This is a genomic window from Geodermatophilus sp. URMC 60 (genome assembly GCF_053502585.1).
Map to the genome: position 1 here is coordinate 1,247,245 of NZ_CP199958.1, position 12,389 is coordinate 1,259,633.

14 protein-coding genes are annotated in these 12,389 nt (G+C 71.8%); 10 read left to right on the plus strand and 4 right to left on the minus strand.

Annotated elements, in window-relative coordinates:
- Window positions 1-175 precede the first annotated feature (175 nt).
- The 4 genes from ACWIX3_RS05965 to ACWIX3_RS05980 all read left to right on the plus strand — a co-directional run bounded on the left by ACWIX3_RS05965 (window position 176) and on the right by ACWIX3_RS05980 (window position 4,799).
- Window positions 176-1,318: a GNAT family N-acetyltransferase gene (locus tag ACWIX3_RS05965; protein WP_448611158.1), complete on the plus strand. Its 1,143-nt coding sequence runs from the start codon at window positions 176-178 to the stop codon at window positions 1,316-1,318.
- Between the two features lie 664 nt (window positions 1,319-1,982).
- Window positions 1,983-3,254: a sugar transferase gene (locus ACWIX3_RS05970; protein WP_448611159.1), complete on the plus strand. Its 1,272-nt coding sequence runs from the start codon at window positions 1,983-1,985 to the stop codon at window positions 3,252-3,254.
- 135 nt (window positions 3,255-3,389) lie between these two features.
- A complete protein-coding gene (locus ACWIX3_RS05975) occupies window positions 3,390-4,469 on the plus strand; it encodes a glycosyltransferase (protein WP_448611160.1) in 1,080 nt (359 codons plus the stop codon).
- Between the two features lie 54 nt (window positions 4,470-4,523).
- Window positions 4,524-4,799, plus strand: a complete 276-nt coding sequence (locus ACWIX3_RS05980; protein ID WP_448611161.1) for a hypothetical protein — start codon at window positions 4,524-4,526, stop codon at window positions 4,797-4,799.
- 35 nt (window positions 4,800-4,834) lie between these two features.
- Here ACWIX3_RS05980 and ACWIX3_RS05985 read toward each other — a convergent pair whose 3' ends face one another.
- Window positions 4,835-5,347 carry a diguanylate cyclase domain-containing protein gene (locus ACWIX3_RS05985; protein WP_448611162.1) on the minus strand — a complete coding sequence of 171 codons (513 nt, stop codon included), beginning with the start codon at window positions 5,345-5,347 and terminating at the stop codon, window positions 4,835-4,837.
- Between the two features lie 240 nt (window positions 5,348-5,587).
- Between ACWIX3_RS05985 and ACWIX3_RS05990 the strand changes: the two genes are divergently transcribed.
- The gene (locus ACWIX3_RS05990; protein ID WP_448611163.1) at window positions 5,588-6,625 is read left to right on the plus strand and encodes an NAD-dependent epimerase/dehydratase family protein; all 1,038 of its coding nucleotides are present in this window, start codon (window positions 5,588-5,590) and stop codon (window positions 6,623-6,625) included.
- A 6-nt stretch (window positions 6,626-6,631) separates the two neighbouring features.
- Here ACWIX3_RS05990 and ACWIX3_RS05995 read toward each other — a convergent pair whose 3' ends face one another.
- On the minus strand, window positions 6,632-6,850 hold the full coding sequence (locus ACWIX3_RS05995) for a hypothetical protein (RefSeq protein WP_448611164.1): 219 nt from the start codon (window positions 6,848-6,850) through the stop codon (window positions 6,632-6,634).
- Window positions 6,851-6,997: 147 nt separating this feature from the next.
- On the opposite strand from ACWIX3_RS05995, the gene ACWIX3_RS06000 reads away from it, so the two are divergent.
- From ACWIX3_RS06000 to ACWIX3_RS06015, 4 genes are all read left to right on the plus strand, one after another.
- Window positions 6,998-7,192: a hypothetical protein gene (locus ACWIX3_RS06000; protein ID WP_448611165.1), complete on the plus strand. Its 195-nt coding sequence runs from the start codon at window positions 6,998-7,000 to the stop codon at window positions 7,190-7,192.
- Between the two features lie 137 nt (window positions 7,193-7,329).
- On the plus strand, window positions 7,330-8,217 hold the full coding sequence (locus ACWIX3_RS06005; protein ID WP_448611166.1) for an LCP family protein: 888 nt from the start codon (window positions 7,330-7,332) through the stop codon (window positions 8,215-8,217).
- A gap of 5 nt (window positions 8,218-8,222) precedes the next feature.
- Window positions 8,223-8,468: a hypothetical protein gene (locus ACWIX3_RS06010; protein WP_448611167.1), complete on the plus strand. Its 246-nt coding sequence runs from the start codon at window positions 8,223-8,225 to the stop codon at window positions 8,466-8,468.
- 233 nt (window positions 8,469-8,701) lie between these two features.
- Complete coding sequence (locus ACWIX3_RS06015) at window positions 8,702-8,893, plus strand: hypothetical protein (protein ID WP_448611168.1); 192 nt, start codon at window positions 8,702-8,704, stop codon at window positions 8,891-8,893.
- A gap of 147 nt (window positions 8,894-9,040) precedes the next feature.
- On the opposite strand, the gene ACWIX3_RS06020 is transcribed toward ACWIX3_RS06015, so the two are convergent.
- Window positions 9,041-10,210 carry a glycoside hydrolase family 3 N-terminal domain-containing protein gene (locus ACWIX3_RS06020; RefSeq protein WP_448611169.1) on the minus strand — a complete coding sequence of 390 codons (1,170 nt, stop codon included), beginning with the start codon at window positions 10,208-10,210 and terminating at the stop codon, window positions 9,041-9,043.
- A gap of 139 nt (window positions 10,211-10,349) precedes the next feature.
- Between ACWIX3_RS06020 and ACWIX3_RS06025 the strand changes: the two genes are divergently transcribed.
- Window positions 10,350-11,090 carry a PP2C family protein-serine/threonine phosphatase gene (locus tag ACWIX3_RS06025; protein ID WP_448611170.1) on the plus strand — a complete coding sequence of 247 codons (741 nt, stop codon included), beginning with the start codon at window positions 10,350-10,352 and terminating at the stop codon, window positions 11,088-11,090.
- 444 nt (window positions 11,091-11,534) lie between these two features.
- Here the strand turns inward: ACWIX3_RS06025 and ACWIX3_RS06030 are convergent, their stop codons facing one another.
- Window positions 11,535-12,131, minus strand: a complete 597-nt coding sequence (locus ACWIX3_RS06030; RefSeq protein WP_448611171.1) for a hypothetical protein — start codon at window positions 12,129-12,131, stop codon at window positions 11,535-11,537.
- Window positions 12,132-12,389 lie beyond the last annotated feature (258 nt).

The following is a 12,389-nucleotide window of genomic DNA, read 5'->3' on the forward strand; positions in this document are numbered from 1 at the left end:
TGTCGGGGGGATGTCTCGCTGTAGAGCGGTGGCGACCGGCACCGTCGACTGAGCGGGGATGTGGCCTGACGGCGGTGCGGGTGCCGAGCCGTCGAGGGGCTCTTCCGGTCCGGGTCCCCCCGCTACCCTGACTCAGGTGTCAGCTCGGGCACGTGTCGCGAGGCGTGATCCCGTCGTGCTCGGCGGGTTCGAGGTCTCCGTGGTCCGGGACCAGGTTGACCTGGACGCACTCGCAGCCGACTGGGCAAGGCTCTACGCCGCCTGCCCGTCGGCGACTCCGTTCCAGTCGCATGCCTGGTCGGCGGCCTGGGCGCGTGCGTACGTCCCGCCGGGCCGGTTGAGGGTCTTCGTCATCCGATCGACGGGTGGGCTGGTGGCTGTTGCTCCCCTGTACCTGACCCGACGAGGCCCCTGGTCCGTGCTCGCCCTTCTCGGTGGGGACATCTCCGACTTCCTGGACGTGCTGGTGTGCGAGGGACGGTCGGACGTGTGGCCGGTTCTCACCGCGGCGCTGCTGAAGGAGCCGGGATGGCACGTGGTCGACCTCGCGCAGTTGCGTCCGGAGGCTGCGGCCCGGGTCTGGGCGGAGACGTGGCCCGGGCGCACGACCAGCCTCGAGGACGCCGTCTCGCTGGAGCTCCCCGGGCTCTCCCTGCAGGAGTTGCTGGCGCGGGTCCCCGCTCGTACGGCCAACGTCCTCCGTCGCAAGCTGCGCAGGAGTGATGCGTTGGACATCGGCATCCGGACGGTGCCCACGAAGGGGGTGGCCGAGGCGGTCGACGTGCTCCTCCGGCTGCACGAGGAGCAGTGGCGTGGCCGGGGCATCAACCCCGAGCACCTCCGCAGGCGGTTCGCGGCGCATCTGGGCGAGGCCCTGCCGCGGATGGTGGCCGAAGGGCAGGCGCACGTCGTCCAGTCCGTCCTCGACGGCGAGGTGCTGGCCAGCCACGTCGACCTGCTCGGACGGCAACTCCTCGGTCACTACCTCGCCGGCATCTCGCCCCGGCTCAAAGAGCGGATCGACGTTTCTTCGCTGCTGATCCGCGAGGATGCCGCATTGACGGTGGCGGCCGGCCTGCCGCGTTACTCGATGCTGCGGGGACGAGAGGACTACAAGCTGCGCTGGCGTCCGGAGGAGGTCGTCAGTGGCCGAATGCTTCTCTGCCGGCCGGCTTCACTCCATGCTGGCGTCCTCCCCGAACTCGCGCAGGCGAGAACGGTCGCGGTTCGCTTCGTGAACGCCAGGGCGCCGTGGGTCCGTGCCCTGCGCACCCGGTTGTCCCACCGTCCCTACCAGAGGTCCCTTCGAAGCGGCTGACGGACAGGCGCAGGCGGGATCTGCCCGACCCGGTGCTGCTCCGCCGGTCGGTGCTGCTCGGTATCGGTCATCCGGACGGGCCGAGGGCCATGACACGCACGGCCCAAGATCGACAGGGACTTCGGAGAACGAATAAGATGAACGGCTCGTGGTCGAGCATTCACATCACGCCACACTCCTGGTCGCCTGACTGCCGATGGTCACAGAAGCCGAGCGTTCCGTAGTAATTTTGGTACGGATGTGGGTCGGTATTGTCAGGTGTCCCAACTTCGTGCCATCTTCATTTTCCTGCATCGAACGCCACACCGGCTGGCGCGGTCGGGAGTGGGGCTGCCGGTATCCCGCTCGGCCTTCGTCGTGCTCATCAGCGCTCGGAGGCGACGTTCTCAGCCTTGGGATCTCTGTCATGGGATTAGTTGCCGATCGAGTGCCCGCTGTGACGGTGCACCCGGATCCTGCCGGGCCGACGACCGTGGAGGTTCGACCGCCACGAGGGCTGCGGAACGGCCCCGCAGCGCTGTCCGACTCGGGCCCCGCCTCACCATCGGCGGAGCGGCACCGGGCGTTCCCCGAGGTGCCCCCCGTTCCCGAGACGGGGCACCGCGCGCTCGTCTACCGGGTCCGAGCCTGGATGGTGGTGCTCCCTGTCGACACCCTCTTGCTGATGACCCCGTTGCTGTGGAATCCGCAGCAGGCCAAGGCCACCATTTCGATGGCAGTCCTGTCACTGATGATGCTGTCCAACGTCGGGCACTATCGGGCACGTCTGCATCTGAGCGTCCTGGACGAACTGCCGAATCTCCTGAGCAGGCTCCTGACCGCAGCCGCCGTGGTCGCCACCGCGGTGGTGTTCCGGCACGAGCAGGAAGCGGTGACCACGTTCCTCGGCAACGCAGCCCTCTGCATCGGGCTGGTCGTGACCGGGAGGCTCGCAACCACGCAACTGATCATCTGGAGCCGCCGGAAGCGCCTGACTGTGCATCGCACGGTCCTCATTGGTGGTGGTCCGCTGTCCGCGGAGCTCGCGCAGATCCTGGCCCGCCATCCTCGGTACGGGCTCGTGGTGGTCGGTTACGTGGACGACGGGAGCGCTGGGGAGGCGGAGGGGGTCGTGCCCCACCTGGGACGTGTGCACGACCTCGAGGCCGTTGTGCGGCAGACGAGCGCCGACGTCCTCCTGGTCACCGAGGGCGACATCCCCGAACGCATCCTGTTGGATGCGGTGCGTACGCCGGGCTGTTCCGACTGCGACCTCCTCATCGTGCCGCGGCTGCACTACTTCCACACGCAAGCCGGGATGGCCGACCACATCGGCTCGATCCCGATCATGCGGATCAGGACTCCGAACCTGGCCGGGCCGGCGTGGGCGATCAAGCGGGGCTTCGACATCGTCGTCTCGAGCCTGCTGCTGATCCTCACCGCTCCCCTGATGGCGCTGTGCATGCTCGCCGTACGTCTCGAGGGTGGACCGGGCGTCCTCTTCCGGCAGGCCAGGGTCGGTCGGAACGGGGAGCTGTTCGACTGCCTGAAACTGCGGTCGATGCGCCCGGTCGACGAGAAGGAGTCCGCGACCAACTGGTCGATCGCCGCGGACGACCGGGTCGGACCGGTGGGGCGGTTCTTGCGACGGACATCCCTGGACGAGATGCCGCAACTCTGGAACATCTTCCGGGGTGACATGACGCTCGTGGGACCACGCCCTGAGCGGCCGCACTTCGTCGAGGAGTTCTCGGCCAGGTACGACCGTTACGCGCACCGGCATCGCGTGCAGGCCGGGCTGACGGGTTTCGCACAGGTCAGCGGGTTGCGCGGAGACACCCCGATCGCGGACCGTGCCCGTCATGACAACTACTACATCGAGAACTGGTCCCTGTGGTTGGATGTCAAGATCATCCTCCGGACCTTCTCGGAGGTGCTCCTCGCCCGCGGTCGCTGACGGAGCGCCGATGCTGGGACGCCGGGACCGATGAGCGTCTGCCGTGCGATGTCCCGACGTGGGCAACGCGGCGCGGGTCCGGCGGACCACACCCTGCAGGCGGCAGTCCCGGGCCACGGGGAACGCCGCGAGGACGTGGCCGGCGGCCGGCTGCGGGTCCTCCATGTCACGGAGGCATTCGCCGCCGGTACGGGACTGGCGATCATCAGTTTTGCCAGGGCCACCCGGAACCAGGGCGTCGACTCGTTCCTCGCGGCTCAGGACCGTGGTTCTGGCCTCGTCGACGAACTTGCCGACGACTCGCCCTTCGTGGGGGCGCGCATCCTGCCTCCCGGGCTCCCTGCGCTCCGGCGAGGGGTCCAGGAGGCGATCGCCGCCCTCCATCCCGACCTCGTGCACGTGCACTCGTCTCTGGCTGGCGCGGTGGTCCGGCTACTCCGGGTGCGGGTTCCCGTGGTCTACAGCCCGCACTGCTTCGCGTTCGAGAGGCGGGACGTCTCCCCGGTGCAGCGGAGAGTCTTCCGCGCCGCGGAGCAACTGCTGGCCCGCCAGACGGCGGCCTTCGTCTGTGTGAGCCCCCGGGAGGCGGAGATGGCGCGGCGGCTGGGTGGCGGCGCGCTCGTCCGGTATCTGATCAACTCCTCGCTGCCGGTGGACCCGACGGGTGCGCAGGGGCCCGCGGTGGAGCACGCCGGTGCCCTGAGGTTGGTCGCAGTCGGCCGGCTCACGCCTCAGAAGGACCCCGCACTGTTCGCCGACGTCGTGACGGCGCTGCGGGATACCGGTGTGCCGGTGGAGGGGACCTGGATGGGGGCCGGCGACGACAGGGAGGCTCTGGCCGCGCTGCAACAGGCGAACGTTGCGCTCACCGGTTGGATCCCCTCGCCACGCGTGCCAGCGCTGCTGGCCGAGCAGTCGGTCTACGTGCACACGGCAGCCTGGGAGGGGGGCCCGATCGCCGTGCTGGACGCGATGGCCGCAGGTTTGATCGTGGTGGTGCGTCGCATCGACGCGTACGAGGGTCTGCTACCCGGGCACTGGCTCTTCGACGACGTGTCCGAGGCCGTCGAGATGATCCGCACACTGAGCAACCCTCCTGCACGTGAAGCGCGCCTCCAGGAGCAGCGGATGACCCTCGAGCGGTTCGAGGAGCAGGGGCCGGCTGTCGTCCTCGGGGAGGTCTACCGCGAGACCGCCCGCGACAGGTCTGCCTGAGCGCCGCGGCGCGGGCGCTGCGTCCAGCAGTCACTTTGCAGGAGAAGCAAGGTCGTGGGGGTCTTCGTCTTCCTGGTGCCGGTGCTGCTGGTCGTCGTCCTCGGCTACGCGGTCGGCTACACGGTGTGGGAGGCGACGGGGGCTCCGGGCAACCCGGAGGTCTTCGGCTGGCTGACCGGGCTGGCGCTGCTGGCGGCGGTGTCGTGGCGGCTGCTGTCACGGCGGGCGCGGCTCCGGCGGGCGCTGCGGCGGGCCCGCGCGCGGGGGGACGACGCGGAGTCCGCCCGGCTGGGGGGAGAGCTGGCGCGGCGACGCCGCGGGAGGAGCTGAGACGGGCGTCCGCGGCGCTGGGGACGCCCGTCGGCTCAGCGGGTGCCGCGGTAGCGGATGACGGAGCCGGCGCCCTGGGAGCGGGCGGTGTGCAGGGACAGCGCGGCGCGGCGCATCGTCTCGGCGGCGGGAACGCCCGCCTCGAGCTCGGCGATGCCGGCGCAGGCGCTCAGGCCCGGGATGTCCAGCTCGGTGATGGTGCGGGCCAGGCGGGTGGCGGCGACCTCGGCGTCCTCGGCGGTGCCGCGGAGCAGGACGGCGAACTCGTTGGGGCCGGAGCGGCCGAGCCAGTCGTCGCCACGTAGGGAGCGCGCCACGACCGAGGTGGCGGCGGCCAGGCTGCTGACGGCGGTCGGCCAGGTGTCGTCGCGCCGGAGCAGGCCGAGGACGATCAGCGCCCCGGGGACGACGGACACGGCGGCCAGGCGCTCGCCGAGGTGGGCCGAGACCGAGTTGGGGCCGGGCAGCAGGCTGGTGACGTCGTCCTCCGGCGGGAGGAGCGCGGAGACCGGCAGCGAGACCGAGAGCGGGTTGTGCGCAATGGACATGACTCCGTGATCGGTACCGATCTCGTTCCGCTGGAGGAGGCCCACCCGGAGGGGTGACGCCTCCGTCCCCCACGCATCCCCACCGCTGGTGGGGCCGTGGCGGCAGGGACCTCCGTCCCGGGTGGACGACACGGCGGGGCCCGAGGGCGACACACCCGGTCAGCACACGCTGGAGTGGCCCCGACCAGCGCGGACCGGAGCGTTCCGTGACGCCGTCGGTGCCCTAGCGTCCCTCCACCAATGGGCGCGGACGGTGTGGACGACGGTCGGTTGCGCGGCATGCCCGTGCTGGTCACCGGCGGCACGGGCTTCCTCGGCGCGGCGTTGGTGCCGCGACTGCTGCGCGCCGGGTGCCGCGTCGCCGTCGTCGGGCCCGACCCGGGGTGGCGCGAGCCGGTGCGTCGGGCGATCCGCGAGGGCGTCGTCGAGCTGGTCCAGGAGCCGGAGTGGTGGCGACCCGAGGCGGCCCGGCGGGTGGCGCGCCGGGCGGCGGGGACCGAGCAGCTGGTGCACCTGGACTCGGTCCCGGTGCCACCGGGGGAGCGGACGGCGACGGGCACCGCGCGGCACTCCGTGACGGTGGACGTGGCGGGCACCCTCGAGCTGCTGGCCGCGCTCGGGGACGGGCTGGGGCACGTCGTCCTGGGCAGCTCGGTGGAGGTCTACGGGCGGGCACCGGCCGGGCCGGTGGACGAGTCGATGCGCCCGATCCCGGAGGACGCCGCCGCGGCGGCGCGGCTGGCGCTGGAGGACCAGCTGCGGGTGGTCGCGGCGGCGGGTGGTCCCGAGGCCACGGTGCTGCGCTTCACGACGCTCTACGGGCCCGGGGAGACCATGCCGTGGGCGGTGCCGACGTTCATCCAGGCCGGGCTGGCCGGGCACCCGGCGACGATCACCGGCGACGGGTTGGAGCTGCGCGACTACCTGCACGTGGAGGACGCCGCGGACCTGGTGCTGCGCGCGGTGGCCCGGCCACCTGCGCTGTCCCCGGCCGGCGAGCGGTTCCGGCTGGTCAACGCCGGCAGCGGGACGGCGGAGCGCACGGTGGCGCTGGCGCAGCGGGTGCGGCGGGCGGTGGCCGCGCAGCTCGGCGAGCTGCCCCCGCCGCCGCGGCACGTGGGCGCCCAACCGGCGGGGAACGTGGTGTGCCGCACCGAGCGGGCGCGCGAGCTCCTGGGCTTCCGGCCGAGCGTCGACCTGGACCGGGGGCTGGCCGAGGAGGTCGCCTGGTTCGCCCGGCTGGCCGAGTCCTGGCCCGACCTGGACGCCGCCGGCTGAGGGAGCTCAGCCGTCCCGGCGGCCGGGAGCCCGCACCAGCCCCGCCACGGCGAGGACCGCGGCCGCCCAGCCGAGGACGACGAACAGGTCGCCGGCGTGGACGCCGTGGTCGTTGCCGAGGCGCAGGAGCACGGGCCCGTCGGCGAGGTGCCGCCCGGTCAGCAGGAGGACGGCGAACGCCGACAGGACCGCTGCGACGAGGAGGGCGGACAGCCGGCGGTGCACCGCTCGACGGTAGCCGCCGGCGGGCCGATGGCCGCCTGAGGCGCCGGAGGGTCACCGGCAGGATCCCCCGATCGGGTCCTCGGCGGGACGCGGCCGGTGTGACGGACCTGTCGCACCCATCGCGCTGCGTGATGAGAGAATCACCCTGTGAGAGAGCGGCGGGCGATCGGGCACACCACCACCTCCTGCGGCCTCTGCGGACACCAGGGGCTGGTGCTCACCGAGTCGCAGCTGGTGCGACGCGGTCTGGCCCGCCTGCGCCCCGGCTTCGACGTCGACCGGCGCGTGTACGAGCTCTGCGCGGACTGCGGCGCCAAGCACGCCGTCGAGCTCGTCGCCTGACCGGCACGATGACCGGGGAGCCGGACCGGACGGACGACGGCGTACCGACCACCGCGCGAGCGGGAGGCGGCCGCCGCCGGGCGCGGCACCGCGCTCGGCGATCGCGCACGCGCGCGGTCCTGCCGGCCCTCCTCGGAGTGCTGGTCGTCGTCGCCGGTCTGGCCATCGGGCTGGGCACCCTCCAGGTGGACACCGTCGCCGAGGACGTCGGCCGGGTCGGGAACCCGTTCCCCGACGAGCAGGACCGGCCGGAGGTCGCCGAGGTAGCGCAGGAGGCCCTGACGTTCCTCGTGGTGGGCGTCGACCCGGCCGACGTCGCCACCGGGGCCACCCGGGCGGAGGCGGCCCTGCTGGTGCGGCTGACCGGCGACCGCCGGCACGCCCAGGTGGTGACCTTCCCGCTGGACACGTGGGTCGCCGGGCAGAGCACCACGCTCGAGGGCGCCTTCGGTGCCGACGGTGCGCAGGGCGTGGTGCGTGCGGTGGAGACGCTGACCGACGTCCGCGTCGACCACTACGCCGAGCTGGACTACTCGGGCTTCGCGACCGTCACCGACGCGCTGGGCGGCATCGCTGTCGACGTCCCGGAGGAGTACAGCAACCGGGGGCGGGCGTTCGCGGCCGGGCCGCAGCAGATGGACGGCGCCGCGGCGGTCGCGTACGTGCGGGACGCGAGCGCGGCGACGCGTCCCGGGGCACCCGAGCGGCAGCAGCGCGTGGTTCAGGCGGTGTTCCGCCGGATCGGCGAGCTGGGCGCCCTCTCCGACGTCGGCCGGCTCACCGGGGTGCTCGACCCGGTCACGGGCGCGCTGCGGGTCGACGACTCGCTGGCCGGCGAGGACCTCGTGGCGACCGCCTGGGAGTTCCGCGGCGTGGGGGAGCCGGAGTTCCTTGCCGCTCCGGTCGGCGCCGCGGGGGAGGAACAGGGCCGGCCGGTGACCCGGCTCGACGAGGAGCGCGCGGCGGCGCTGTGGGGCCACCTGCGCGCGGACGACCTCGCCGCCCACGTCGGCGAGTTCCGCTGACCGCCGTGCCCCGTGTTCCCGGCCGCCGGCCGCTGTGGCTGACGGTGCCGCTGTACGCCGTCCTGCTGGTGGTCGTCGTGCTGGACGCGCGCGCGGCGGTGTTCTGGGGGCGGGTCGGCGGCTCGCTGGGGACGCCGGTGGCCCTCGCCGCGGGGGGCATCGCGCTGCTGGCCCTGCTGCTGCTCGTGCTCGACCTGCGCAGGCAGGTGCTCCTCGGTGCCGATCCCGGGGACGACGACCCGGCCGGCTGAGCCGGGCCGGGCGGTGAGTCCCCTCACGGTTGGCCTCGTCGCCGTCGCGGTCACGGGTAGCTGGGTACCTTGAGTGATGGACCGATGCCGCACTGTTGCGGTGTGGTGATCCCGCTGTGGCCGGCCGGAGGCTCCCGTCGGCCACGACCAGTGCATCGGCGCACCCCCGGCCCGAGTCGCCTACGCGGCAGGGCCCGCGCTGCTGTCGTTCGACCCTCCGGAAGGGACTCTCCGTGTACCTCGCCCTGATCCTGATCCTGGGAATCGGCCTCGGGCTGGTCGTCGTGGCCGTCATCACCGCGGTCGCCGCCGTGTACCTCCCGGATCCGCGTGCCGACAGGCCTATCCCCCGTGCACACGCTGACCGCCGACGGGTGTGGGCTGACCCGAACGAGGCCGCGCGGGCTGCCGGCAGCTGGGGCTGAGTTCCCCCTGCGCCTCCACCTCGTCATGCCGTCACGGTGGACCAGCTCACAGCCTGAGTCGTCCTCCCTGCAGCGGCGCACACGACAATGCGACGGTTCCACCCGCTCGGTGAACGACAGGGCCTGGGAGGATGACTGCTCGACTCGCTAGGCGGGCGGCAGCAGCCCGGCGTCGGCCTTGGCGGTGAGCGCGGTCCGGACGGCGGCGTCGACCGTGGCGGAGAACGCGGGATCGGCCTCGGCGCGGGCCACGATGGCGTCGATCAGCTCCGTCACCAGGTCGGCGTCCATGGTGAGCATCAGGGTGCCCCCGGCCTCGAGGTAGCGGACCGCCCGCTCGTCGACCGGGACGCCCTGCACGGCCTGGGCGGCACCGATGTCGTCGGAGATGACCACCCCGTCGAAGCCAAGCTGCTCTCGGAGCAGGTCGTCGATGACGACGGGGGAGAAGACGGCCGGCACGGTCGGGTCGATCTGCGTGTAGGTGGCCGACGACATCATCACGAACGGCTCGGCGTCCGAGCCGGCGAGCGTGCCGAAGGCGCCGACCTGGTCGTCGTCGCGGGTGGTGACGTCGTCGGTGGCGTCCCGGCTCTTGTCAGGGTTCTCCGGCACCCGGCCGAGGCCGGGGAAGTGCTTGAGCGTGGGCGTGACGCCGTGCGCGGCGAGGGCGTCGGCGATCGTCCCGGCCGCGCGGACGACGTCCTCCGCGGAGCTGCCGTACTGGCGGTCCCAGGCGCCGATGGGCGCGTTGGCGTCCTCGGTGCCCTCGGGGACGATGTCGACGACCGGTGCGAGGTTGAGGTTGATGCCGGCGCTGCTCAGGGACGCGCCCATGTCGTCGGCGAGGGCGGCCAGCTCCTCGGCCGGCATGCGGCCCTGGCGGGCGGCCGACGGGAGGTCGGCGAAGCCCGGGCCGGAGAGCGTCTGCACGGCGCCGCCCTCCTGGTCGACGCCGACCCAGGGGCGCGGCCCCGGAGCTGCCTCCGCCCAACGCGCGGTTGCGGTGGCCAGCTCGTCGGCGGAGATGCTGCTGCGGCCCTGGAGGAAGACGCCACCCATGCCCTCTGCCGCGAACCCGTCGGCGGGGGAGAGGTCGGTGAGCGCCACCCCGACGACGATCAGCTGGGCGACCTGCTCGCGCCGGTCCAGGTCGGCGAGCGCGGCGTCCACCGGGTCGATCTCCGAGCTGGGCGCGGCCGGGGGAGCGGGGCTGGACGTGCTGGGCTCTGGTGCGGTCCCGGCGGTCGGGTCCGCGCAGGCGGTGAGCAGGAGGAACACGGAGCCGACGACGGCCCCCAGGCGGGAGGAACGCATCGCGGCCATTCTGCGTCGGGCGCCGTGCCGGCGGGTCGAGGGGTGTGCGACCTGCCGGCGTGTCAGTGACCTTCTAGGCTCGGCGCACCCTGTCTTCCCCACGGGGCGTCCTGTCGTCGATGCGTGTTGTGGAGCGTGGATGCCGCCGGTCGAGCTGACGTGGGGAGCGGCGACCGCCGTGGGCCAGCGGGAGGACAACCAGGACAGGTACCTGGCTGCTCCGCCGGTCTTCGCGGTCGCCGACGGCATGGGGGGTCACGTCGGTGGTGCCGCCGCTGCCGAGGCTGTGGTCGAGGCGCTGCGCTCGTTGACGCGATCCGAGACGACGACCGTCGAGGCGATCCGGCTGGCGCTGCAGCGGGCCGACGGCGAGATCCGCGCGTTCGAGGGGCCGGACAAGGCCGGCGCCGGGACGACGGTCGCCGGAGTCGCGCTGGTCGACGAGGGGGACGGGCCGCAGTGGGCGGTGTTCCACGTCGGCGACTCGCGGGTCTACCGCTGGCACGAGGGTCAGCTGGAGCTCGTCACCAAGGACCACTCGGTCGTGCAGGAGCTCCTCGACGCGGGATACATCTCTGACGAAAGCGCCGCGACGCACCCGCAGCGGCACATCATCACTCGCGCACTCGGCGTCGGCCCGCGTCCCGAGGCCGACGTCGTCCTGCTGCAGGTCGTCCCGGGCGAACGCTTCCTAGCCTGTTCCGATGGCCTGACAGGTGAGCTGACCGACGACCGGATCGCTGCGCGGCTCGGTGCTGATGAAGAGCCGGACGCACTGGCCGCGGAGCTGACGGCCGACGCGGAGACCGTGGGCGCCCGCGACAACGTCACCGTTGTTGCCATCCGAAGTCAGCCAGCCGTTGCGTCAGTGCTCCACTAGGCGCCGAGCCAAGATGCCGGCCCAGCCAGCGACCTGCGGTCACGCTCAAGCCCGCACTGTCGATCCGGACGGCGTTGACCTCGGGGCTGTGCGCCAGCATCTCTCGTGCCCGCGTCGTGGCGAGCTGCTCGGCGATCGGGAACGGCACACGTTGCCGGTGCAGACGAAGAGGATACGCACGGCTCGACGCTAGGGTGCACGGAGACGCGATAGGCGCATCCTCCAAGGCACCTCACCCTCGCTGAGGAGACGCATGGGCATCGCCCGACGCAGTCGCCCTCAGCGCCATTCAGGGACACCCCATGGCTCGCGGCCGGAGCGCGCCCAGAGTTGAAGGACACGACTGGACTGCCGAGGTGCTACTAGGGAAGTCAGTTCGGCTCAGGCCCCCGGGCAGCCGCAATTGCAAGAAGCGTCAATGCGAACTGCAGGCGGCAGGTCGACTCATTTAGAGGGGGCAACTGGACAATAAACGCTGGAGTCCAACGTGACCCGCTGACGCGTTACGTCGAGGATCTTCTCCGGAATGGCCTCGGGGGGCAGTGGCTGGTCCTTCAGTTGAGCCTGCAGGCGCGCACTCTCGTTGAAGGGGACAATCAGCGCCAGCGCACTGTATGTTGGCTTGGTGTCGTGGAATTGGTCTGACACAATCACCGGAAGGGTCCAAGATTTCTCCTGCCCTCCCTGTACCACAGGACCACTGGCAGGGCCTTGTACGTAGAAGTGGCCACTCGAGTCGTCAAACAGCAGAACCCATGCATCCTCTCCAGTTGGCACCTTGGCAGTCCCGTTCAACGTCATCACGCATCCTGTGCTTCCGCCAAGGTCTTCAAGACTGATGTGCCGTGTCTCGAACGGACCAACCTCGCCAAGGGCTAGGGCCGCCAACGTTCCTACGGTAGTGATGAACACGCCAAGTGCAGTGAGTAATCCTTTCCAGAGGCTGCTCAGCGTGCTTACGTCAATGAGGGCGACACCAAGGCCCGAAAGGATGGTCGCAATCACGCCTGCGATTCCGATGATCGCCGCCGTCTGATCCACTGTGCCCCCAGCCACCCCAACGCTGACGCCGCACGGTCACCGTGTAGGTGCATAACGTAGTAGAAGGGCGTCCCGAGTGGTGGGCGCCACCACAGGCGAGCATCAGCGGCCCAGGACGAGCTGCGGGGTGTCGAGGCACGAGGACATCTCATGCGGCTCCCCAGAGCTGTGGGATCGGTGTCCCTGAGACCGCCCTCAGGGAACCCCGGCAACGTCGGCCGGGGCAGGTTCCGGACGTCGTCCGGAGTCGATGATCGC

Bases quoted from the DNA above. Each gene is read 5' to 3' on its own strand.
- ACWIX3_RS05970 (WP_448611159.1), top strand. From the start codon at position 1,983: ATGACCCCGTTGCTGTGGAATCCGCAGCAGGCCAAGGCCACCATTTCG.
- ACWIX3_RS05985 (WP_448611162.1), bottom strand. From the start codon at position 5,347: ATGTCCATTGCGCACAACCCGCTCTCGGTCTCGCTGCCGGTCTCCGCG.
- ACWIX3_RS05990 (WP_448611163.1), top strand. From the start codon at position 5,588: ATGGGCGCGGACGGTGTGGACGACGGTCGGTTGCGCGGCATGCCCGTG.
- ACWIX3_RS06020 (WP_448611169.1), bottom strand. From the start codon at position 10,210: ATGCGTTCCTCCCGCCTGGGGGCCGTCGTCGGCTCCGTGTTCCTCCTG.
- ACWIX3_RS06025 (WP_448611170.1), top strand. From the start codon at position 10,350: ATGCCGCCGGTCGAGCTGACGTGGGGAGCGGCGACCGCCGTGGGCCAG.